A 22441-nucleotide genomic window follows, 5' to 3' on the forward strand; every position below is an offset into this window, starting at 1 on the left:
TGAGCCCGTTTCACGGGCGCATCTCACAAAAGGGGCCGCGAGGCCCCTTTTTTGTGGTGTTCAACCCACCCAGCGGCGGGCGTTGCGCCAGATGTGCATCCACGGGCTGTGCGCGCTGGGGTCGGCTGGGGTCCAGCTCATTTGCACCTGGCGGAACACCCGCTCGGGGTGCGGCATCATGGCGGTGAAGCGCCCGTCGGCGGTGGTCACCGCCGTCAAGCCACCAGGGCTGCCATTGGGGTTGAGCGGGTATTGATCGGTGCCCGCCCCCGAGCCGTCGACAAAGCGCATGGCCTGGTGCACCCGCGACAAATCGCCGCGCAGTGCAAAGTTGGCATAGCCCTCACCGTGGGAAACCGCAATCGGCAAGCGCAAACCGGCCATGCCTTGGAAGAACAAACTCGGTGAGTCCAGCACCTCCACTTGGGACAAACGGGCCTCGAAGCGTTCACTCAGGTTGGTGGTGAAGCGTGGCCAGTCTTGGGCGCCGGGAATCAGGTCGGCCAAGGCGGCCATCATTTGGCAACCGTTGCACACCCCCAGGCCAAAGCGGTCGCTGCGCTGCATGAAGGCTTGAAACTGGTCGGCCAACTTGGGGTTGAAGGCAATGCTGCGCGCCCAGCCCACGCCCGCGCCCAAGGTGTCGCCGTAGCTGAAACCACCGCAAGCCACAAAACCAGCAAAGTCAGACAATTTGACGCGGCCTTGTTGCAGATCGGTCATGTGCACGTCCACGGCTTCAAAACCCGCCGCATCAAAGGCGTAAGCCATCTCCAAGTGCGAGTTCACCCCTTGTTCGCGCAGCACCGCCACACGGGGGCGAGCCAGATTCACGTATGGCATTTCCAAGGCCGCTTGCAGCGGTGCTGGCACATGCCAGTGCAGCGGCGTGGGTTGGGCCGTGGCGGCATGCTCGGCATCGGCGCAGGCAGGGTTGTCGCGTTGCTGGCAAATTTTCCAACTGACGGCGTCCCAAGCCAGCATCAAATCGGAAATTTTGGCGCTGAAAATTTCACTGGCATCGCGCCAAATGCTCAATTCGCCCTTGCCACGGGGCAAACCCGCTTGGTCGGGTCTGGTTTTGCCGATCACATGGCTGTGCGAAGACAAACCGTGTTGGCGCAAGATGCCCAAGGCTTGATCGCGCTGGGCCGTGCGCACTTGGATCACCACGCCCAGCTCTTCGTTGAACAAGGCTTGCAGGCTGCGTTCATGGCGACGCGCCCCCACTTGGCTTGCCCAGTTTTTGCTGTCCCCGTGGTCGGCGCGGCTGTCGGCAATGCCGTCCCCCTCGGTGACCAGCATGTCAATGTTCAAGGCCACACCGACTTGTCCGGCAAAAGCCATTTCGGACACGGTGGCCAACAGCCCCCCGTCGCTGCGGTCGTGGTAGGCCAGCACCAAATTCTCGGCGCGCAAATCGTGCAATGCGGCGGCCAAGGCCAGAAGGTCTTGCGCCTGGTGCAAGTCAGGCACGCGGTCGCCAGATTGGCCCAGCACTTGGCCCAGCACGCTGCCTCCCATGCGGCATTGGCCGCGGCCCAGGTCCACCAAGATCAGGCTGGTGTCGGCCTCAGAAGCATTGAGTTGCGGGGTCCAGGTGCCGCGCACATCGTCCAGACTGACAAATGCGGTGACGATCAAACTCACCGGCGAGACCACCTGGTGGTCTTGGCCTTGATCGCGCCACTGGGTGCGCATGGACAAGCTGTCTTTGCCCACTGGGATGGAGATGCCCAAAGCCGGGCACAAGTCCATGGCCACGGCTTGCACGGTCTGGTACAGGGCGGCGTCTTCACCGGGCTCACCACAGGCGGCCATCCAATTGGCCGACAGCTTGACCTTGTCCATTTGAAACGGGGCCGCCATCAGGTTGGTCAGCGCCTCAGCCACGGCCATGCGCCCAGCCGCTGGGGCATTGAGGCTGGCCAAGGGACTGCGCTCGCCCATGGCCATGGCCTCGCCGGCAAAACCTTGGTAGTCGGCCAAGGTGACAGCGCAATCGGCCACCGGCACTTGCCAGGGGCCGACCATTTGGTCGCGGTGGGTCAGGCCCGAAACGGTTCGGTCGCCAATGGTGATCAAAAAGCGCTTGGACGCCACCGTGGGGTGGCTGAGCACTTGGATGACCGCATCCGTCCAGTTGACGCCGTCCAGGTCCATGGCTGTTCCGCGCCAAACTTGACGGGTGACGTTGCGGTGCATTTTGGGCGGCTTGCCCAGCAGCACATTGAGGGGCATGTCCACCGGGTTCTGGCCGGAGGCTTGGTGCAAACTCAAATGGGCGTCGTCGGTGGCCACGCCGACCACGGCGAATGGGCAGCGTTCGCGCGCGCACAAGGCGCTGAAGGCATCCAGCGATGTGGGCGACACGGCCAGCACATACCGCTCTTGGCTTTCGTTGCTCCAAATCTCGCGCGGCGACATGCCGCTTTCTTCCAAAGGAATTTGGGCCATGTCAAAGCGCGCACCGCGCCCAGCATCGTTGACCAATTCGGGAAACGCATTCGACAAGCCCCCGGCCCCCACATCGTGGATGGCCAAAATCGGATTGTCGCTGCCCTGGGCCCAGCACTGGTTGATGACCTCTTGCGCCCGGCGCTGAATTTCGGGGTTGCCCCGTTGCACCGAGTCAAAGTCGAGGTTGACCGCATTGGCACCGCTGGACAAGGAGCTGGCCGCCCCTCCGCCCAAACCAATGCGCATGCCCGGCCCTCCCAGCTGGATGAGCAAGGTGCCTGCGGGAAAACGTATTTTTTCGGTTTGCTGGGCGTCGATGGTGCCCAAGCCGCCCGCGATCATGATGGGCTTGTGGTAGCCGCGCACCACCCCGGCAACCACTTGCTCGTATTCGCGAAAGTAGCCCAACAAGTTGGGGCGGCCAAACTCATTGTTGAAGGCGGCCGCGCCCAAAGGACCCTCGGTCATGATTTGCAGGGCACTGGCCATGTGGGCGGGGCGCTGCAGAGTGCTGTCCCACAATTTGGACACGGTGAAGCCGGTCAGGGCCGCCTTGGGCCGTGAACCACGACCGGTGGCTCCTTCATCGCGAATTTCCCCGCCGGCACCGGTGGCTGCCCCTGGATAGGGTGAGATGGCGCTGGGGTGGTTGTGGGTCTCCACCTTCATCAGCACATGGTGAAGTGCGTCCTCTTTGCGGTAGACCGACATGCCCGCTTGGGCCGTGGCACCCCAGCGCTGCACCCGGTGGCCGCTCATCACCGAGGCATTGTCCGAATAGGCCACCACCGTGTGTTGGGGGTTTTGCTGATGGGTGTGGCGAATCATGCCGAACATGCTCAGCGCTTGCGCTTGCCCGTCAATGGTGAAGCGGGCGTTGAAGATTTTGTGCCGACAGTGCTCGCTGTTGGCCTGGGCAAACATCATCAATTCCACATCGCTGGGGTTGCGCCCGAGTTGGCGAAACGCATCCAGCAAGTAATCGATCTCGTCGTCGGCCAGCGCCAAACCCCATTGCACATTGGCTTGGCTCAACGCGTCTCGGCCTGCATGCAGCACATCCACATGCTGCATGGCAGGTGCTTGTACCGGCGCAAACAAGGCGTGGGCAGCCGCCAAACCCAGGTGCAGTGACTCGGTCATGCGGTCAAACAAGGGCTCGCCCAGGGCTTGCCACATGTCGTTTGGCGGCGCAGGCCCACCGCTGAAGACAAATTGGTACTCGGTCACCCGCTCGATGCGGTGCAGCCGCAAGCCGCAATTGCGCGCAATGTCGGTGGCCTTGGACGCCCAGGGTGAGACCGTCCCCAAGCGGGGGCTGACCACCAAGCTGGGTTGCGCTGTGGCGGGCCAATGCCGGGCGGGGCCGAGCAAGCGTTGCACGGCCGAATGGGTATCGGCTTCCAGCGCCTGCTCGCTGGCCACCAAATACACATGGCGCGCTTGCAAATCTTGCAAGTGAGGATGGATGCTTTGCAAACGCGGCAAGAGTTGACGCAGGCGAAAGCCACTCAGTGCGTTGTCGCCTGGGAATTCGGTGATGTGCAGGGTCACGGGGTGGCCTTGGTGGTCTGGCGCCGCACCGCTGACTGGGGTGTGGGCAGGTTGAAGAATGGCTTTGATTTTACGCCACGGCCCATGGGTCACAGGGCTGAGATAATCGCTGCCATGAGCATCACCTACAAAGACAGCGCTGGCATCGAAGGCATGCGCGTGGCCGGTCGCCTGGCCTCAGAAGTTTTGGACTTTTTGACCCCCCATGTGCAAGTGGGTGTGACCACCAATCAGCTCGACCAGCTGGCCCACGACTACATCACCCAGGTTCAGCACGCCATCCCCGCCCCCCTGAATTACGCGCCTTCGGGCTACAAGCCCTATCCCAAATCGATTTGCACGTCGATCAACCACCAGGTGTGCCATGGCATCCCCAGCGACAAGGCCTTGAAGCGTGGGGACATCATCAACATTGACATCACCGTGATCAAAGACGGCTGGCATGGCGACACCAGCCGCATGTTTGCGGTGGGCGAAGCCTCGATTGCTGCCAAGCGCCTGTGCCAATTGACCTATGACGCGATGTGGCATGGCATTGTCAAAGTCAAGCCGGGGACCCGTTTGGGTGACATTGGCTTTGCAATCCAGCGTTTTGCTGAAGGCCATGGGTTTTCTGTGGTGCGTGAGTTTTGCGGCCACGGCATTGGTGAAAAATTTCATGAAGACCCACAAGTGCTTCACTATGGCAAGCCCGGCACCTTGGAGGAATTGCAAGCCGGCATGACCTTCACCATCGAACCCATGATCAATGCTGGGCGGCGTGACATCAAGGAACTCGGCGACGGCTGGACCATTGTGACCCGCGACCATTCCTTGTCCGCCCAATGGGAGCACACCATTTTGGTCACCCCCACGGGTTATGAAGTGTTGACCCTGTCCGCTGGCAGCCCGGCCTTGCCCGCCTTTGTCACCACCACTTCTTGCTGACACCTTGTCCATGGGCTCACCCGATGCGCTCCACCGCGCAGCCAAAAAAAACCTGTTGGCTGGCCTGACCCAAGGGCCGATCACGGTGCGGCGTGTCACACACTTCTTGGAAGCGCTGTGTGCGCTCAATGACCAAACCCTGACGCAGTTGTTCCACCAATGCGGATTGGCCGACAGCCTGACCTTGGTGGCGGTGGGGGGCTATGGGCGGGGCCAGCTCTATCCTTATTCGGATGTGGACGTCTTGGTGCTGATGCCATCCAATGTGGCCTTGGCGCAAGACGACGCCTTGCGCGGCCAAGTCGAGCGCTTCATCAGCCAGTGCTGGGACGCGGGCATGGAGGTGGGCTCGAGCGTGCGAACGGTTGAAGAATGCATGCTGGAGTCGGCCAAAGATGTGACGGTGCAGACCTCTTTGCTCGAAGCGCGCTGGGTTTGCGGGCAAAAAGGCTTGTTTGAAGAATTCCAACGCCGCTTTGCCCAAGCCATGGACGCCAAGGCCTTTTTTGTGGCCAAAACCTTGGAGATGCGCCAACGCCACACCAAATTCGAGAACACACCCTATGCCCTGGAGCCCAATTGCAAAGAGTCTCCGGGCGGATTGCGCGATTTGCACATTTTGAAATGGGTGGCCAAGGCCGCTGGATTGGGCCACAGTTGGAGTGAGTTGGCCCGCAGTGGCTTGGTCACCGCCCATGAGGCGCGCCAACTCACCCGCAACGAACAATGGCTGAGCCTGGTGCGCGTCTTGTTGCACCTGGAAGCCAACCGGCGCGAAGACCGTTTGGTTTTCGATCTGCAAAGCGCCTTGGGATTGCGCTTGGGCCTGGGCCAGAACCCGGATGGCAGCACCCATGCCCGCCAGGCCAGTGAGGCCTTGATGAAGCGCTATTACTGGGCGGCCAAAGCGGTGACCCAGCTCAACCAAATCGTGGTGCTGAACTTGGAAGAGCAGCTCATCCCCGGTGACCACACGCCGCACCCGATCAACGAACGCTTTGCCAATAAGTCGGGCATGTTGGATGTGCGCACCGATGAGGTCTACCTTCAACAGCCCCACGCGATCTTGGAAACCTTTTGGTTGTACCAAACCACCCCTGGCATCAAAGGGCTGTCGTCACGCACTCTGCGCGCGCTGTACAACGCCAGGCCGGTCATGGACGCCCAATTCCGAAAAGACCCAGCCAACCACGCCATGTTTGTGCGGATTTTGCAGTCACCCCTGGGCATCACCCACGCCATGCGTTTGATGAACCAAACCTCGGTGTTGGGGCGTTATTTGTGGACCTTTCGGCGCATCGTGGGTCAAATGCAGCATGACTTGTTCCATGTGTACACCGTCGATCAGCACATCCTGATGGTGTTGCGCAACGTGCGGCGGTTTTTCATTGCCGAGCACGCACATGAATACCCGTTTTGTTCGCAACTGGCCAGCGGCTGGGACAAGCCTTGGTTGTTTTATGTGGCGGCCCTGTTCCACGACATTGCCAAAGGGCGCGGCAAAGACCATTCGGTCGAGGGCCGCATGGAGGTGCGCCGGTTTTGCCGCACCCACCAAATCACCGGCGAAGACGCCAGTTTGGTGGAGTTCTTGGTCAGCGAACACCTCACCATGAGCCATGTGGCGCAAAAAGAAGACCTCAACGACCCCGAGGTGATCGCCCAGTTCGCGCGCCGCGTGGGCAGCGAACGCCAGTTGACGGCCTTGTACCTGCTGACCGTCGCCGATATCCGTGGCACCAGCCCCAAGGTGTGGAACGCCTGGAAGGGCAAGTTGCTGGAGGATTTGTACAAGTACACGGCCAGGGCCATGGGTGGCCGTGCCCCGGACCCGGACTCGGTGGTCGAGGCACGCAAGCGCGAAGCCCTGGAAAATTTGGCCTTGCACGCGCTGCCCCATGAGGCGCACAAAAGCCTGTGGGACTCTTTGGATGTGGGCTATTTCATGCGGCATGATGCCCAGGAAATCGCTTGGCACACGCGACAGTTATCGCGGTGGTTGAGCCAAAATTCGCAGGACACACCGCCGGCCATGGTGCGTTGCCGCCCCTCACCGACCGGTGAGGGATTGCAAATCATGGTGTTTGCGCCCGATGCGCCCGATTTGTTTGCCCGTATCTGTGGCTACTTTGACCACAACAGCATCAGCGTGCAAGACGCCAAGATTTACACCGCGCCCAATGGCCGAGCCTTGGATACCTTTCAGGTGGTGGCCCCACACATGAGCGAACATTACCGAGAGCTCAGCACCATGGTGGAGCGCGATTTGGCCGACACCTTGGCGCTGGTGGGACCTTTGCCCACGGCCAGCCATGGCCGGGTGTCAAGGCGGGTGAAAAGTTTCCCGATTGCGCCCCGGGTGAATTTGCAACCCGACGAAAAGGCCCAGCGTTGGCTGCTGAGTGTCTCGGCCAGCGACCGAGTGGGTTTGCTGTATGGCATTGCCAGGGTTTTGGCGCGGCACCAAATCCATTTGCAATTGGCCAAAATTTCCACCTTGGGCGAGCGGGTGGAAGACACCTTTTTGATCGACGGCCCTTCGCTGCAACACAACCGCAGCCAAATCGACATTGAAACCGAGTTGCTCGAATCCCTGAGCGTTCAGTGACAACGCTCAATCATCTTCCACGGCGCTGATACCTGGAAACAGCACATCGGTGTAGCCAAAGCGGCTGAAGTCGCGCACCCGCATGGGGTACAACTTGCCCATCAAATGGTCGCACTCATGTTGCACAACGCGGGCGTGAAAACCAGACACCTCGCGCTCGATCACCTGGCCCTGCACGTCCCATCCTTGGTAGCGAATGCTTTGCCAGCGCGGCACCACCCCGCGCAAACCGGGCACCGACAGGCAACCCTCCCAGTCTTCAACTTCCTCTGCGCCCAATGGGGTGATGGTGGGGTTGATCAACACGGTTTCGGGAGTGGGCTCGGCATCGGGGTAACGCGGGTTGATCTGACCCGTGCCAAAAATCACCACCTGCAAGTCCACGCCAATTTGGGGTGCGGCCAATCCAGCGCCATTCACCTGCGCCATGGTCTCTTGCATGTCGCGCACCAAGGCATGCAACTCAGGCGTATCAAAGCGCGGCACAGGTTGGGCCTGGCGCAATAACCTGGGGTCGCCCATTTTCAAAATGGTGTGAATGGTCATGGGTGTGTCCTCTCCAAGGGTCAACGTGCCAACCAAGCCGCGCCGCGCACGCCAGAAGCATCGCCATGTTTGGCTGGGCGTATGGGTGTGTGGATGGCTGGGGTAAAGGTGTGGCGATTCAGCAGTGGCGGTATGGCGGTGTACAGCTCATCGATCTGGCTCATGCCGCCGCCCAAGACGATGGCATCGGGGTCCATGGTGTTGATGACTTGCGCCAGGGCACGGGCCAAGCGGTCCACATATCTGTCCCAACTGGCCTGCGCCTGGGGCTCGCCCCGGCGCATGGCTAAGACGATGTCTGGTGGTTGAGCGATGCAGCCCGTGTGGGCCGCATGATCTGCAGCAAAACCCGGGCCACACAGCCAGGTTTCCAAGCAGGCATGTTGCCCACACCAGCAGTCACGGCTGAACAGATCGCCCTCGCCCAACCAGGGCAAGGGGTTGTGCCCCCACTCGCCGGCCAGCGCATGCGGGCCCCGCCTGGCTTTGCCGTGGATGGCCCAACCTCCACCACAGCCAGTGCCCAAAATCACCCCAAACACCAGATCCAAGCCCGCGCCAGCCCCGTCCACCGCTTCGCTCACGGCCAGGCAATTGGCGTCGTTTTCCATCCGCACCTGGCAACCGAGCAGGTGTTGCAAATCGGCTTGCATGGGCTGGCCATTCAGCACCACCGAGTTGGCGCCACGCACGGTATGGGTCAAAGGGTCCAAGCATCCGGGAATGGCCATGCCCACCGCCACAGGGCGCGGCATATTCAAAGTAGCCAAGCTGTGATCCACCATGTCGCGCACGCACTGCAGGGTGGCTGGGTAGTCACCCACCGGCGTGGGTCGGCGCTGGCGGTGAATGACTTGCCCCGCCGCATCCACCACGGCCACCTCGATCTTGGTGCCGCCCAGGTCGATGCCGATCAAACCACTCATGGGCTGGTTTGGACCAATTGCAACAGGCCCGCTTCGCCGAGGACGGGCACGCCCAAGGCCAAGGCCTTTTCCAATTTGCTGCCGGCTGCCTCTCCCGCCACCACCGCGGTGGTTTTTTTGCTGACACTGCCGGCCACTTTGGCGCCGGCTTGTTCCAACAAGTCCTGCGCTTGTTCGCGCGACAAATTCGGCAAGGTTCCGGTGATCACATAGGTGTGGCCAGCCAGGGGCAAATCCAAACGCCCCTGGGGCTCACTTTCTGACCAATGCACGCCACAGGCACGCAGTTGCTCCACCACTTCTCGGTTGTGCGCTTGGCCAAAAAAGGTGACCAAACTTTGGGCCACCACGGGGCCCACATCGGCGACTTGAAGGAGTTGGTCGATGCTGGCATTCATGATGGCGTCCATGCCACCAAAGTGACGCGCCAGTTCTTTGGCGGTGGCCTCGCCCACGTGGCGAATACCCAAGCCAAACAAAAACTTGGGCAAGGTCGTGTGCTTGGACTTTTCGATGCTGGCCAACAAGTTGTTGGCCGACTTGTCGGCCATGCGCTCCAGCGCCGCCAGGTGTGTGAAACCCAGCTTGTATAAATCGGGCAGGTTTTTGACCAGGCCCGCGTCGACCAGTTGGTCGACAATTTTTTCACCCAGGTCTTCGACTTCAACCGCGCGCCGGTGGGCAAAGTGCAAGAGGGCCTGCTTTTGTTGCGCACTGCAAAACAGCCCCCCGGTACAGCGGTAATCGGCCTCGCCCTCCTCGCGCACGGCAACGCTGTCACATACCGGGCACACCCGGGGCATGCTGAATTCAGGGGCATCGTGTGAGCGCTTGTCCAGCACCACCGACACCACCTCGGGGATGACGTCTCCAGCGCGGCGCACGACCACGGTGTCGCCCACCCGAACATCCTTGCGGCGCGCTTCGTCTTCGTTGTGCAAGGTGGCATTGGTCACGGTGACCCCCCCCACAAACACCGGCGCCAATTTGGCCACCGGTGTGAGTTTGCCGGTGCGGCCCACCTGCACATCGATGGCCAGCACCGTGGTGAGCGCCTCTTGAGCGGGAAATTTGTGCGCCACGGCCCAGCGCGGCTCCCGGCTGACCATGCCCAACAGGGCTTGCGCCCTAATGGCATTGACCTTGTAAACCACGCCATCGATGTCAAAAGGCAACTGGTCGCGCAGTGCCGCTGTTTGGGCATGAAATGCCACCAAGCCGTCGGCCCCCAGCACCGTTTGGGTGTGTGCGGACACCGGAAAACCCCAGTCTTTCAGGGCCTGTAAAACCTGGTCGTGTTGGCCATAGCGATCCAAACCCCACAGGGTGGCTTCCAAGGGACTTGGCTTGTCGCTGCCTGTCGAATGAAAGTGCAAGGCATAGGCGAAAAAACTCAGCGGCCTTTGGGCGGCAATTTGAGGGTCAAGTTGGCGCACGGCACCGGCGGCGGCATTGCGTGGATTGACAAAGGTTTTTTCATTTTTCGCGCCAGCGGCTAATTTTTGGCGTTGCCGTTCATTCAGCGCTTCGAAGTCGTCGCGCCGCATATATATTTCGCCGCGCACTTCCAAGTCGGGCGGCGCATGTGCGGGCAGGCGCAACGGGATTTGCCCAATGGTGCGGATGTTGTGCGTCACATCCTCGCCCCAAGCGCCATCTCCCCGAGTGGCCGCTTGAACCAGCACATGCTGGGCGTAGCGCAGGCTGATGGCCAGGCCGTCAAATTTCAGCTCGGCCACATAGGCCAGCGGCGGGTCGGTCTCGCTGCATTGGAGCTGTTTGCGCACCCGCTGATCGAACAATCGCGCCCCTTGCTCACTGATATCGGTCTCGGTTTGGATGCTGAGCATCGGAACCTGATGCTCGACACTGGCAAAGGCTTGAACCGGTACGCCGCCCACGCGCTGGGTGGGCGAGTCGGCCGAGCGCCATTGCGGGTGGGCTTGCTCCAAGCTTTGCAACTCGCGAAACAAGCGGTCGTATTCCCCATCGGGCAGGATGGGTGCGTCCAGCACGTAATACAAATGCCCATGGTGGCGCAGTTGGTCGCGCAGTTCGGCCATGCGCGCGGCCGCTGGTGCCACAGGCGGATGATCAGGGGCCGGGCTCAGTGCATCCATGGCGTGGCGTCATGGGCTTTTGACAAACCGGGCATCAACTGAAGAGTCGGCGGGCCTGGGCTGAGCCTGCCGAAAGATCGCGCGCGTCCAAGGTGTTGTAGAGGGTGCGCAAATCGGTGTCAATGGCGCGCAAGGCGGCATCGGCCAAGGGCTGCCCGTTGTCGTCGGTGATGGTGCCGTCCATGGCTTTGGCCAGTTCGCGCGCTGCATGGCACAACCGAGCAAAGGGCTCCTCGGTGCGCGACACATGCGGCACATCCAAACTCAGGTTGATTTCGCGCACCGCCGATTGGGCCGGGTCTTCGGCCATGGCGGCCTGAGGGTCAAAGGACAAAACCACAATCGGGGCCTGGCCAATCACCGGCGCTGGCAAGACCATGCGACCCGGAATCACGCCCGGCACAAAGCCCAAGCGCGATGCGTTTTGTTGCACATACCCCGGGCTCCAGGCCGCCCGAGTGGCACGCAAGGTGAAGCTGAGCTGGGCATCGTGGCTGCTGGCGAATTGATCCAGCTCGCGCGCGCGGGCCACCACCTCCAGCATGTCAGCAAACTCGACCTGGGCGTTGAGGGCGTCGGCAAATGTTTGCGCCTTCATCACAAATTCAGAATATTCAATCTCGTTCAAGGCCCCCGTGCGATTGGCCAATTGCATGCCCGCTTGGAAAGCGCTGTAGCGCTGCCCCAGGCGCAAGGGCATCCATTCGCCCGATTGCATGTTCAGGCCTTCAATGGCAAAAAACTTACTGCCCACGCGTGCCGTGGTGGGGGCCACCGCCAAGGCGGCGTCTCCCGAGACGGGCGATTCCAACTCAATCGGGGCCATGACATCGATCAGCGCGTCCAAGACCGGCGGCTTCTCCAGTGTGGGCAGCTCGGTCGGCGCCTCATCCCAAGGTGCGGGTTTGACCGGCAAGGCCTGTGCGGGTGGCGCGAACGAAGCTGGGGTGGGCCGCTCGGTATCCGTGCCAAACGGTTCAACCTGAGGCACAGGTGGGTCCAATCCAGGCGATGGGCTGGGCATGCCCATGGCAGGCAACGGGGCACTTTCTGGGGGCGAATTTGAGCCGTGAAGCGCCGATGTGCGGGGCATGGGCGGTAGGGGCTCCAAATTCGGCTCGACGGGAGGCAAGTCTTGCGCTTGGCGCGGTTTGTTTTTGCGCGAGGTCCAAGTGCTGTGCGCCACCACGGCGACCAGCACCACCCCACCGGCAATGGCCAAACCGATTTGAAAGTTGCTCATGGGTGTGTCAGACGGGTTCTGCCAAGCCCACGGCCGACTCCATGTCGACCGCCACGATGCGGGACACGCCCTGCTCTTGCATGGTCACGCCAATCAATTGCTCGGCCATTTGCATGGCAATTTTGTTGTGCGAAATGAACAAGAACTGGGTTTCCTTGGCCATGCTGGAGACCAATTTGGCATAGCGCTCGGTATTGGCATCGTCCAGCGGCGCATCGACCTCATCCAGCAAGCAAAAGGGTGCTGGGTTGAGTTGAAAAATGGCAAACACCAAGGCAATCGCGGTCAGGGCTTTTTCGCCGCCCGAGAGCAAATGGATGGTTTGGTTTTTCTTGCCAGGGGGTTGGGCCATCACCTGGACGCCCGAGTCTAAAATTTCTTCACCCGTCATGACCAAGCGCGCATTGCCACCGCCAAACAACTCGGGGAACATCCGGCCAAAGTGTTCATTGACGATTTTGAAGGTGCCGCCCAACAGGTCACGGGTTTCGGCGTCGATTTTCTTGATGGCATCTTCCAGGGTGACCATGGCTTCGTTGAGGTCGGCCGATTGGGCATCCAAAAAGCCCTTGCGTTCACGCGCACTGCTGAGCTCTTCCAGGGCGGCCAAGTTGACGGCCCCCAAGGACTGAATTTCACGGTTGAGCCGGTCGATGTCGGTTTGCATGCCGTGGATGCGAACCTGGTCTTGGGCCACAGACAGGGCCAAGGCCTCTAAATCGGCTTGTGCATCGATCAGCATCTGGTTGTATTGGTCCGACCCCAATCGTGCGGCTTGCTCTTTGAGTTGCAACTCGGTGATGCGTTGGCGCAAGGGGTCGAGTTCGCGCTCGATGTGCAAGCGGCGCTCATCGCTGGCCCGCAGCTTGGTGGTCAAGTCGTCGTACTCGCTGCGCTTGGCGCCCAGCGTGGCCTCGCGCTCAGACTTGAGCGCCAATGCGGCTTGCAATCCGGCTTGGGCCGCCACATCGGACAGGCGCTGCAACTCTTCCTCGGCTTGCGCTTGTTGTGCCGCCATGGTGTGCATTTGTTGCTGCGCGGTTTCGATGGCGCGGTTGAGTTCGGCTTGGCGGCTGACCAAGGTGCGTCGATTGAAGTCGGCCTCTTGGGCTTGGCGCTCTAAGCTGCGCAACTGCTCTCGGGCATCGTCCAAACGGCGTTGTGCGGCCATGGCCTGGTCTTCCAGTTGGGCATGCCGCTCTTGGCCATCGGCGAGTTGCATGTCCAACTCTTCAAATCTCGATTGCGACTGCACCAATCGCTCTTGCAGGTCTTGCGCCAGAGCTTCAATGTCCGCCAAATCCTGGTCGATTTGTTGCGAGCGGCTTTGGGCTTGCTCAGCCAATTGATCCAATTGCAATGAAGCCACTTGCAAGGCATGGGCCTTGGCTTGGGTTTCGCTGGCGGCCAAGCGCGCGCTGTTGAGTTGCAGTCGGGTCTCGTTGTAAGTCGCTTCGGCGCGTGCTGATGTGTTGCGGGCCTCTTCATGGATCAATGCCTGGGCGCGCAGCTGCTTTTCCAGGTTTTCAATTTCCTGCGCCCGCGCGAGCAACCCAGCTTGCTCGTTGTCCGGTGCATAAAAACCCACGCTCATGCGGGTGACAGCATGCCCTTGGGGCACATAAATCACCTCGCCCGGGAGCAAGTTTGAGCGTTCAGAGAGTGCCGCGTCCAGGGTCGGGGCCGTGTACACATGTGCCAGCCAGTGCGAGAGCAGCGCTTTTTGTCCCGCATCATGGATGCGCAGCAAATCGACCAAACGGCTGCGTGTACCGGAGGGGGTATCCGTCGAAGCGGCCGTCGGGCTGTAAAAACTCAATTTTGTGGGGGGCGGTTCTTGGGCGAAGGCTTTGACCAGGTCCAACTGGCCCACTTCCAATGCCGAGAGGCGTTCGCGCAATGCCGCCTCCAAGGCGTTTTCCCAACCCGCTTCGATGTGCAGGCGGCTCCACAGCGCCTGCAAGTTGTCCAAACCGTGGCGACTCAACCAGGGGCTGAGCTTTTGGTCGGTTTTGACCCTTTCTTGCAGGGCTTTCAAAGCCTGCAGGCGGGCTGACAAATCGGCTTGGCGGGCAGACTCGGTGTTGACCGCGGTCTGAGCCGCCTGGCGCTGACCATCCAATTCGGGCAATGTGGCTTCCAAGTCCAACAGCGCCGCCAGGGCCTGCTCAGACTGGGATTGGGCATTCAGCATCGATGTGCGGGCCTGTGCGACTTGGTTCAGATCGGGCAGCGCCAAAGCGCGCTTGTCAGTGTCCAGCTTGTCGCGGCGCGACTCCATTTGGCGGTTTTGTTCTTCGATGTTGCGTTGATCGGCGGCCAAAACCTGAATTTGCTGTTGCACTTGCACCACTTGCAAGCGTTGCTCATTGGCTGAGTTTTGTGCTTGGCGCACAGCGTCTTCCAACTGGGGCAAATGGCTTTGCTGCTCTTCGCACTGGGCTTGCAAAATCTCTGCTTGCTCATCGCCATCGGCACTTTGGTTTTGCAAACGGGCGAGTTCTTCCTGGGCTTGCACCGATTGGTCCTGCCATTGGGCGGCCTGGGCTTTGACTTGTTCGATGCGCGCCAGGGCGCGTTGGCGACCCTCGACGACAAATCGAATCTCCGCTTCAAGCTTGCCCACATCCGCACTGGCTTCATACAGCAGCCCCTGACACTGATTGACCTGGTCACCGGCGGCATAGTGGGCTTGGCGGATCGTTTCCAGATCGGCTTCAATGTGGCGCAAATCGGCGACTTTGGATTCCAGGCCATTGGTCGCTTGCAAGATGCTTTCTTGCAATTGGGTTTGATCGGCCAAGGCTTCGGCACGCTTCAAAAACCAAAATTGCTGTTGTTTCAAGCCGACTTGCTGTTGCAAGTCTTTATAGCGTTGGGCGACCTCGGCTTGGCGCTCAAGCTTTTCCAAATTGGCATTGAGCTCGCGCAAGATGTCTTCGACACGGGTGAGGTTTTCACGCGTGTCGCTCAAGCGGTTTTCGGTCTCGCGGCGGCGCTCTTTGTATTTGGAGACGCCGGCCGCCTCTTCCAAAAACAAGCGCAACTCTTCGGGCTTGGACTCAATGATGCGGCTGATCGTGCCCTGACCAATGATGGCGTAGGCCCGAGGCCCCAATCCGGTACCCAAAAACACATCTTGCACATCGCGGCGGCGCACCGGTTGGTTGTTGATGTAGTAGCTGCTGGTGCCGTCTCGGGTCAACACCCGTTTGACCGCAATTTCGGGAAACTGACTCCACTGCCCGCCCGCGCGGTGGTCACCGTTGTCAAAAATCAATTCGACACTGGAGCGGCTGGAAGATTTTCGAGTGGTGGTGCCATTGAAGATGACGTCTTGCATGGACTCGCCGCGCAACTCGCTGGCACGGCTCTCGCCCAACACCCAACGCACCGCGTCGATGATGTTGGATTTGCCGCAGCCATTGGGGCCCACCACACCCACCAATTGACCGGGCAGCATGAAATGAGTGGGTTCGGCAAAAGACTTGAAGCCGGATAACTTAATGGAATTGAGACGCACCGAGAAGCCTGTAAAAATTCAAAAAAAAACCATGGTCGTCAAACTGACGGGAACAGGCCGGGATCTTGGGGGTCGCGTTCATGACGCGCTTGCCACTGTTTGACATCGCTCTCCAAGGCCAAAAGCTGGGACACCAACTGCTTCAAGCGAGGGCGCAAGCTGTCCAAGCTTTCTTTGCGGCCCAAGGTCTCGAGTTGGATGACCTCTTGGGCCAAAACAGGTTCGCAAAAAATCGGCACAAAACCTTTGAGGGAGTGCAGGCTCATGCGCACCGCGGCACCATCGTCACCAGACAACAAAGATTCAATGGAGATGCGTTCTTTGGTCAAAGAGCCTGCAAATGTTTCCATCAAACTGGGCAACAAAGCCGCATCAACCGCATATTGGGCCGCTTGGCTTAAATCAAGATGAGCAAAATCTGCATTCATGATAGGTAAATGTCAATGGGCGGAGGGACGGGCGCTCCAAGTGGGTGCTTGGTGCTGTTGTTAAAGGGATAATACCAGCCATGAATGCCCTTTTAGACCGCTTGCAGCCCTACCCATTTGAGCGATTGCGCCAACTTTTTGCTGGTGTAGAGCCCAGTCCTGCACACAAAGGCATCAGCTTGGGCATTGGCGAACCCAGACACGCCACACCGCCCATGGTCATGGAGGTCATGAACCAGGCTTTTTCCAGCTTGGCCGCCTATCCCCCCACAGCTGGAGATGCCAGTCTGCGCCAAGCCTGTGCCGCGTGGTTGAGTGACCGTTATCAAATCAAGATCGACAGCCAAAACCAAATTTTGCCGGTCAATGGCTCGCGTGAGGCCTTGTTTTCTTTTGCCCAAGCCGTGCTCAACCCGCACGCCAGCACGCAACGACCCTGGGTGGTTTGCCCCAATCCCTTCTACCAAATTTACGAAGGTGCAGCCTTGCTCGGCGGTGCTGATGTGTATTACGTGCCGTCTGTGGCGCAGCGCAATTTTGCGCAAGACTGGGCCAGCGTGCCCGAGGCCGTGTGGGCCCAAACCCAATTGCTGTTTGTTTGCTCGCCCGGCAACCCCACTGGTGCGGTGATGCCCCTATCAGAGTGGGAATCCTTGTTTGAACTCAGCGATCGGCATGGTTTTGTCATCGCCTCCGACGAGTGCTACAGCGAAATTTACTTTCGGGATGAAGCCCCATTGGGTGGCCTCGAAGCCGCCCATCGATTGGGTCGAACAAGCTTCAAAAACCTGGTGGCATTCACCAGCTTGTCCAAACGCAGCAATGTGCCTGGAATGCGCAGCGGCTTTGTGGCCGGCGACGCCCAGATCATTCAAAAGTACTTGCTCTACCGCACCTACCACGGCAGTGCCATGAGCGGCATGGTGCAAGCGGCGTCCAAGGCCCTTTGGCAAGATGAAGTGCACGTGCGTGAAAACCGCCAGATGTACCGTGAAAAATTTGCCCGTGTGACCCCCGTTTTGGCCCAGGTGCTGGATGTTCAGTTGCCCGATGCAGGCTTTTATTTGTGGGCCGGCTTGCCTCCCGGGTGGCAAAACCGCGACGATCTTTTCGCCCAGCAACTATTGGCTCAATACAATGTCACCGTTTTGCCGGGGAGTTATTTGGCGCGAGAGTTTCAAGGCGTCAACCCCGGGGCTGGTCGCATCCGCATGGCTTTGGTGGCACAAACCGAAGAATGCTTGCAAGCGGCCGAGCGCATCGTTCAATTTCTTCAACACAACCCAGTCCTTCCATCATGAGTCAACAGCTTCAATCCATCATCGACAACGCTTGGGAAAACCGGGCCCAACTCAGCCCTGCCTCAGCCCCCAAAGAGGTTGTCGAAGCGGTGGACCACGTCATTGCCGAACTCAACGCCGGTCGTTTGCGGGTCGCCACCCGTGAAGCGGTGGGCCAATGGACCACGCATCAGTGGCTCAAAAAAGCCGTTTTGCTGAGTTTTCGCCTCAAAGACAACCAAGTGGTCAAAGCGGGTGAGCTTGGTTTTTACGACAAAGTACAAACCAAGTTTTCTCACCTGAGTGAAGCCGAAATGAAAGAGAGCGGCGTGCGCGTGGTGCCCCCTGCGGTGGCCAGGCGTGGCAGCTACATCGCCAAAGGCGCGATTTTGATGCCCAGCTACGTCAACATTGGCGCTTACGTGGATGAAGGCACCATGGTCGATACCTGGGCCACCGTGGGCTCTTGTGCGCAGGTGGGTAAAAATGTTCACCTGTCGGGTGGCGTGGGTTTAGGTGGGGTGCTCGAGCCCTTGCAGGCCAATCCGACCATCATTGAAGACAACTGTTTCATTGGCGCGCGCTCAGAAATTGTCGAAGGCGTGATTGTTGAAGAAAACTCGGTCATCTCCATGGGCGTGTACATCGGTCAAAGCACCAAAATTTACGATCGCGCAACGGGCCAAGTGCATTACGGCCGCGTGCCTTCTGGATCGGTCGTGGTGTCTGGCAACTTGCCCAGTGCGGACGGCAAGTACAGCTTGTATTGCGCAGTGATCGTCAAACGGGTCGATGCGCAAACGCGTGCCAAGACCAGCCTCAACGAATTGCTTCGCGACTGATGTCGCGCACCCTGCAACTCACCGAGCAGCTGATCGCCCGGCCTTCCCTCACGCCAGACGATCAAGGTTGTCAAAGCCTGATGGCCCAGCGGCTTGCGCCTCTGGGGTTTGTGTGCGAATCCATCGCCAGCGGACCTGAGAATTTTCGCGTCACCAATTTATGGGCGCTGCGCCCCAGCACCCAGCCGCGCAGCCGAACATTGGTGTGGGCAGGACACACCGATGTGGTGCCCACCGGGCCCCTGGCCAACTGGTCCAGTGACCCTTTCACCCCCAGCCACCGCGATGGCCGTTTGTATGGTCGTGGGGCCAGCGACATGAAAACCTCTTTGGCCGCCATGGTGGTGGCCACAGAAGATTTTTTGGCGGCCCATCCCGACACGTCGCTCAACCTGGCCTTTCTGGTGACCAGTGATGAGGAAGGCCCTTCGGTGGATGGCACGGTCGTGGTTTGTGAGGCCTTGAAGTCGCGCCAACAAGTTTTGGATTGGTGCATCGTGGGTGAACCGACCTCGGTCGAAAACACCGGTGACATGATCAAAAACGGGCGACGCGGATCTTTGACGGGTAAGTTGTCGGTGGAGGGCATTCAAGGGCACATCGCTTACCCCCAATTGGCGCGCAACCCCATCCACCAACTGGCCCCCGCTTTGGCCGAGCTGGTCGCTTTGCGCTGGGACGAAGGCAACGCTTTTTTCCCGCCCACCAGTTGGCAGGTGAGCAACATCCACGCCGGCACGGGGGTGGGCAATGTGATTCCGGGTGAAGTGGTGGTCGACTTTAATTTTCGCTTCAGCACTGAGTCCAGTGTTCAGTCCTTGAAGGACCGATTGACCGCCGTGCTCGAACGCCACGGTTTGACCTACCAAGTTCAGTGGACCTTGGGCGGCTCACCCTTTCTCACCCAACCCGGTGAATTGAGCCAGGCGGTGCAAGCCGCCATCTTGGCCGAGACCGGCATCCGCACAGAACTCTCGACCACGGGTGGCACCAGCGATGGCCGCTTCATTTCTCAAATTTGCCCGCAGGTCATTGAATTGGGTCCGCCCAACGCCAGCATTCACCAAGTCAATGAGAATGTGCGTCTTCAAGACATCGAGCCCTTGAAAAACATCTACCAAGGTGTATTGGAAAGACTGGAGCGGTTGGTGGCCGCCCAACACCCATGACCTTGGCTGAACTGATGGCGCAGGGCTGCCAGATGTTGCAGTCCTCCGCGGTGGCCTTGGGGCAAGGCACGTTGGAAATGGCTGATGAGGCCGCTTGGTTGGTGTTGTGGCGCCTGGGCTTGCCCCTGGACACCGACCCGCAAATGCATACCGATCCCTTGTCAGTGGAACAAATCCAGTCCTGTCTGACATTGCTCCAACAGCGCATCGACCAACGTTTACCCAGCGCTTATTTGACGCGAGAAGCCTGGTTGCAGGGCGTAGATTTTTATATCGACGAGCGCAGCATCGTGCCGCGCAGCCTGATTGCCGAGGTGTTGGCCCTGCAAAGCATTGACCTTTTTCTCAGCCCAGCTCCGCACCGCATTTTGGATTTGTGCACCGGAAACGGCAGCTTGGCGGTGTTGGCTGCCATGGCCTACCCCGATGCACAGGTGGAGGGCAGCGACATCAGCACCGATGCATTGGCGGTCGCGCGCATCAATGGTGAGCGGCATGGTTTGTCGCATCGCATCGAATGGCGTGCGGTGGCCGGTTTGGCCCCACCTTTGGGCCAATACGATTTGATCTTGTGCAACCCTCCTTATGTGAATGAGCACAGCATGCAACAGCTGCCGCCTGAATTTTTAGCCGAACCGCGCTTGGCCTTGGCTGGCGGTCGCGATGGCATGGACTTTATTCGGCCCTTGCTCGCTGGTGCCCACCAACACCTGAGCCCCCATGGGGTGTTGGTGCTGGAAATTGGCCACGAGCGCGACCATTTCGACGCGGCTTTTCCATGGCTTTCGCCCATTGGGCTGAGCACCAGCGCAGGTGACGACCAAGTGTTGTTGCTGGACCAACAACAACTGAAACAAGCCCCATGTTGAATTTCAAAAAAATCGTGCTGCGGCGAGGTACCAAAGTGGTTCTCTCGCAAGCCACTGCGACCATCCAAGTCGGAGAAAAGGTGGGGTTGATCGGTCGCAATGGGGCTGGAAAATCCAGCTTGTTCGCGCTGATCACCAGGCAACTGCAAGAGGACCAAGGCGAATGGTTCATGCCCGACAACTGGGAGATTTCGCAAGTCGAGCAGCACATCCCCGAAACCGACCAAGGTGCCACCGATTTTGTGTTGGAAGGCGATTTGCGCTTGGGTCGCGTGCTGGCCGAATTGCACCAGGCCGAACTGCGTGATGACGGTGAAGCCATGGCCTTTGCGCATGCCGCTTTGGATGATGCCGGCGGTCACACGGCGCGTTCACGCGCGCAGGCCATGTTGCTGGGTTTGGGCTTCAAAAGCGATGAACTGGACAACCCGGTCAACAGTTTCTCAGGCGGTTGGCGCATGCGCTTGCAGCTCAGCCGCGCCCTGATGTGTCCGGCAGATTTGATGCTGCTGGACGAACCCACCAACCACCTGGACTTGGATGCTTTGGTGTGGTTGGAAGATTGGCTCAAGCGGTATGAAGGCACCTTGATGGTGATCAGCCACGACCGTGATTTTTTGGATGCGGTCACCCGGGTGACCTTGCATTTGGACAATGCCCAACTGACCCGCTACGGCGGCAATTACAGCGCCTTTGAAACCTTGCTGGCCCAACAGCAGGCCTTGCAACAGTCGGCCTTTGAAAAACAGCAAGACCGCATTGCCCATCTCCAAAAGTTCATCGACCGCTTCAAAGCCAAAGCCAGCAAAGCCAAACAAGCGCAAAGCCGGGTCAAGGCCTTGGAGCGGATGCAACGGGTGGATGCCGTGCTCGATGCAGCCGACTTTCAGTTTGAATTCAAGCCCCCTGAGAGCCTGCCCAACCCCATGCTGTCTTTGCAAAAAGCAGATTTGGGTTACACCACGGATATGGGTGAAACGACCATCTTGCAAGGGGTGGGTATTTCGGTGTTGGCAGGTCAACGCATCGGTATTTTGGGTGCCAATGGCCAGGGCAAATCCACCTTGGTGAAAACCATTGCGGGCGATTTAAAACTGATCTCGGGCGACATGGTCGAAGGCAAGGGCTTGCGCATTGGTTATTTCGCCCAGCAAGAGTTGGACGTGTTGAAACCCGACGACTCGCCTCTGCAGCACATGATCGATTTGGCGCGCAAAGTGACGCCGCATGCGCGTGAGCAAGAGCTGCGCAACTTTTTGGGCAACTTTCGCTTCGTTGACACCATGGTGGGCCAAGCCGTTGGCACCTTGAGTGGGGGTGAAAAAGCCCGCTTGGTGCTGGCCATGTTGGTGTGGCAGCGTCCCAATTTGTTGTTGTTGGACGAACCCACCAACCATTTGGACCTGGTCACGCGCGAGTCACTGGGCATGGCATTGAATGGCTTTGACGGCACGGTTTTATTGGTCAGCCATGACCGCGCTTTGCTGCGCGCGGTGTGCGATGAATTTTGGGTGGTCAGCCATGGCCGAGTGGAATCTTTTGCCGGTGACTTGGATGACTACCAGCGCATGGTGGCTGACAACGCCAACCAAGCGACGGGGTCCGGCAAGTCATCCAAAAAACCAAGCGCTGTGGAGCCTCAACAACCAGGTGGGCGGTCCTCGCGCCAGCGTCAAGCTCAAATGCGTCAAGAAAAGGCCGATCTCCTCAAGCCGCTGAAGAAAGAGCTGCAGCAGCTTGAATCAAGCATGCAAGCCCATCAAGCTGAATGGGCGCTGTTAGAGACCCAAATGCTATCTCCCCAGACGGGCGCCGAGATGGCCGAGTTGGGGCGACAAATGAAAAGCAAGCAGATGCAGATGGCCCAAGCCGAGGAGCGATGGTTGGCCTTGAGCGAAGAACTGGATGCCATCGGCCAGCAGTCAACCGCTTAGCCGGTGACCAGC

General features: G+C 59.5%; 14 protein-coding genes. 7 read left to right on the forward strand and 7 right to left on the reverse strand.

The window, feature by feature from the left end; translation table 11 throughout:
* Window positions 1-60: 60 nt before the first annotated feature.
* Window positions 61-4014: a phosphoribosylformylglycinamidine synthase gene (purL, locus tag AC8GFZ_RS04050; RefSeq protein ID WP_506642588.1), complete on the reverse strand. Its 3954-nt coding sequence runs from the start codon at window positions 4012-4014 to the stop codon at window positions 61-63.
* A 114-nt stretch (window positions 4015-4128) separates the two neighbouring features.
* Here purL and map point away from each other — a divergent pair, with 114 nt between their 5' ends.
* Together map and AC8GFZ_RS04060 are read left to right on the forward strand one after the other, a co-directional pair.
* A complete protein-coding gene (gene map, locus AC8GFZ_RS04055; protein ID WP_506642590.1) occupies window positions 4129-4941 on the forward strand; it encodes a type I methionyl aminopeptidase in 813 nt (270 codons plus the stop codon).
* A gap of 10 nt (window positions 4942-4951) precedes the next feature.
* Window positions 4952-7549: a [protein-PII] uridylyltransferase gene (locus AC8GFZ_RS04060; RefSeq protein ID WP_506642592.1), complete on the forward strand. Its 2598-nt coding sequence runs from the start codon at window positions 4952-4954 to the stop codon at window positions 7547-7549.
* 6 nt (window positions 7550-7555) lie between these two features.
* Here AC8GFZ_RS04060 and def read toward each other — a convergent pair whose 3' ends face one another.
* The 6 genes from def to AC8GFZ_RS04090 are packed head-to-tail and all read right to left on the reverse strand — an operon-like array spanning window position 7556 to window position 16335.
* On the reverse strand, window positions 7556-8095 hold the full coding sequence (def, locus tag AC8GFZ_RS04065; RefSeq protein ID WP_506642594.1) for a peptide deformylase: 540 nt from the start codon (window positions 8093-8095) through the stop codon (window positions 7556-7558).
* A gap of 20 nt (window positions 8096-8115) precedes the next feature.
* On the reverse strand, window positions 8116-9021 hold the full coding sequence (locus AC8GFZ_RS04070; protein ID WP_506642596.1) for an ROK family protein: 906 nt from the start codon (window positions 9019-9021) through the stop codon (window positions 8116-8118).
* Entirely contained in the window at window positions 9018-11141 is a 2124-nt protein-coding gene (gene ligA / locus AC8GFZ_RS04075; RefSeq protein WP_506642598.1) for an NAD-dependent DNA ligase LigA, read from the reverse strand. The genes AC8GFZ_RS04070 and ligA overlap by 4 nt, the downstream gene beginning before the upstream one ends.
* 34 nt (window positions 11142-11175) lie before the next feature.
* Complete coding sequence (locus tag AC8GFZ_RS04080) at window positions 11176-12384, reverse strand: cell division protein ZipA C-terminal FtsZ-binding domain-containing protein (RefSeq protein ID WP_506642600.1); 1209 nt, start codon at window positions 12382-12384, stop codon at window positions 11176-11178.
* 7 nt (window positions 12385-12391) lie between these two features.
* On the reverse strand, window positions 12392-15907 hold the full coding sequence (smc, locus tag AC8GFZ_RS04085; protein ID WP_506642602.1) for a chromosome segregation protein SMC: 3516 nt from the start codon (window positions 15905-15907) through the stop codon (window positions 12392-12394).
* A 38-nt stretch (window positions 15908-15945) separates the two neighbouring features.
* Window positions 15946-16335 carry a hypothetical protein gene (locus tag AC8GFZ_RS04090; protein WP_506642604.1) on the reverse strand — a complete coding sequence of 130 codons (390 nt, stop codon included), beginning with the start codon at window positions 16333-16335 and terminating at the stop codon, window positions 15946-15948.
* An 80-nt stretch (window positions 16336-16415) separates the two neighbouring features.
* Here AC8GFZ_RS04090 and dapC point away from each other — a divergent pair, with 80 nt between their 5' ends.
* Genes dapC through AC8GFZ_RS04115 form a run of 5 tightly spaced genes read left to right on the forward strand, consistent with a single transcriptional unit; the run spans window position 16416 to window position 22429 of the window.
* Entirely contained in the window at window positions 16416-17636 is a 1221-nt protein-coding gene (gene dapC, locus AC8GFZ_RS04095; protein ID WP_506642606.1) for a succinyldiaminopimelate transaminase, read from the forward strand.
* Entirely contained in the window at window positions 17633-18457 is an 825-nt protein-coding gene (gene dapD, locus AC8GFZ_RS04100; protein WP_506642608.1) for a 2,3,4,5-tetrahydropyridine-2,6-dicarboxylate N-succinyltransferase, read from the forward strand. The genes dapC and dapD overlap by 4 nt, the downstream gene beginning before the upstream one ends.
* On the forward strand, window positions 18457-19626 hold the full coding sequence (gene dapE, locus AC8GFZ_RS04105) for a succinyl-diaminopimelate desuccinylase (RefSeq protein ID WP_506642610.1): 1170 nt from the start codon (window positions 18457-18459) through the stop codon (window positions 19624-19626). Before dapD ends, dapE begins: the two co-directional genes overlap by 1 nt.
* The gene (gene prmB / locus AC8GFZ_RS04110; RefSeq protein ID WP_506642612.1) at window positions 19623-20495 is read left to right on the forward strand and encodes a 50S ribosomal protein L3 N(5)-glutamine methyltransferase; all 873 of its coding nucleotides are present in this window, start codon (window positions 19623-19625) and stop codon (window positions 20493-20495) included. Before dapE ends, prmB begins: the two co-directional genes overlap by 4 nt.
* Window positions 20489-22429, forward strand: a complete 1941-nt coding sequence (locus tag AC8GFZ_RS04115; protein WP_506642614.1) for an ABC-F family ATP-binding cassette domain-containing protein — start codon at window positions 20489-20491, stop codon at window positions 22427-22429. Before prmB ends, AC8GFZ_RS04115 begins: the two co-directional genes overlap by 7 nt.
* The last annotated feature ends 12 nt before the right edge of the window (window positions 22430-22441 follow it).

Source organism: Limnohabitans rimovensis (SeqCode) (assembly GCF_965234775.1).
GTDB lineage: Bacteria > Pseudomonadota > Gammaproteobacteria > Burkholderiales > Burkholderiaceae_C > Limnohabitans > Limnohabitans rimovensis.

Coding starts and splice junctions, on each gene's coding strand:
- map (WP_506642590.1), top strand. CDS start 4,129: ATGAGCATCACCTACAAAGACAGCGCTGGCATCGAAGGCATGCGCGTG.
- AC8GFZ_RS04060 (WP_506642592.1), top strand. CDS start 4,952: ATGGGCTCACCCGATGCGCTCCACCGCGCAGCCAAAAAAAACCTGTTG.
- def (WP_506642594.1), bottom strand. CDS start 8,095: ATGACCATTCACACCATTTTGAAAATGGGCGACCCCAGGTTATTGCGC.
- AC8GFZ_RS04070 (WP_506642596.1), bottom strand. CDS start 9,021: ATGAGTGGTTTGATCGGCATCGACCTGGGCGGCACCAAGATCGAGGTG.
- ligA (WP_506642598.1), bottom strand. CDS start 11,141: ATGGATGCACTGAGCCCGGCCCCTGATCATCCGCCTGTGGCACCAGCG.
- AC8GFZ_RS04080 (WP_506642600.1), bottom strand. CDS start 12,384: ATGAGCAACTTTCAAATCGGTTTGGCCATTGCCGGTGGGGTGGTGCTG.
- AC8GFZ_RS04090 (WP_506642604.1), bottom strand. CDS start 16,335: ATGAATGCAGATTTTGCTCATCTTGATTTAAGCCAAGCGGCCCAATAT.
- dapC (WP_506642606.1), top strand. CDS start 16,416: ATGAATGCCCTTTTAGACCGCTTGCAGCCCTACCCATTTGAGCGATTG.
- dapD (WP_506642608.1), top strand. CDS start 17,633: ATGAGTCAACAGCTTCAATCCATCATCGACAACGCTTGGGAAAACCGG.
- dapE (WP_506642610.1), top strand. CDS start 18,457: ATGTCGCGCACCCTGCAACTCACCGAGCAGCTGATCGCCCGGCCTTCC.
- prmB (WP_506642612.1), top strand. CDS start 19,623: ATGACCTTGGCTGAACTGATGGCGCAGGGCTGCCAGATGTTGCAGTCC.
- AC8GFZ_RS04115 (WP_506642614.1), top strand. CDS start 20,489: ATGTTGAATTTCAAAAAAATCGTGCTGCGGCGAGGTACCAAAGTGGTT.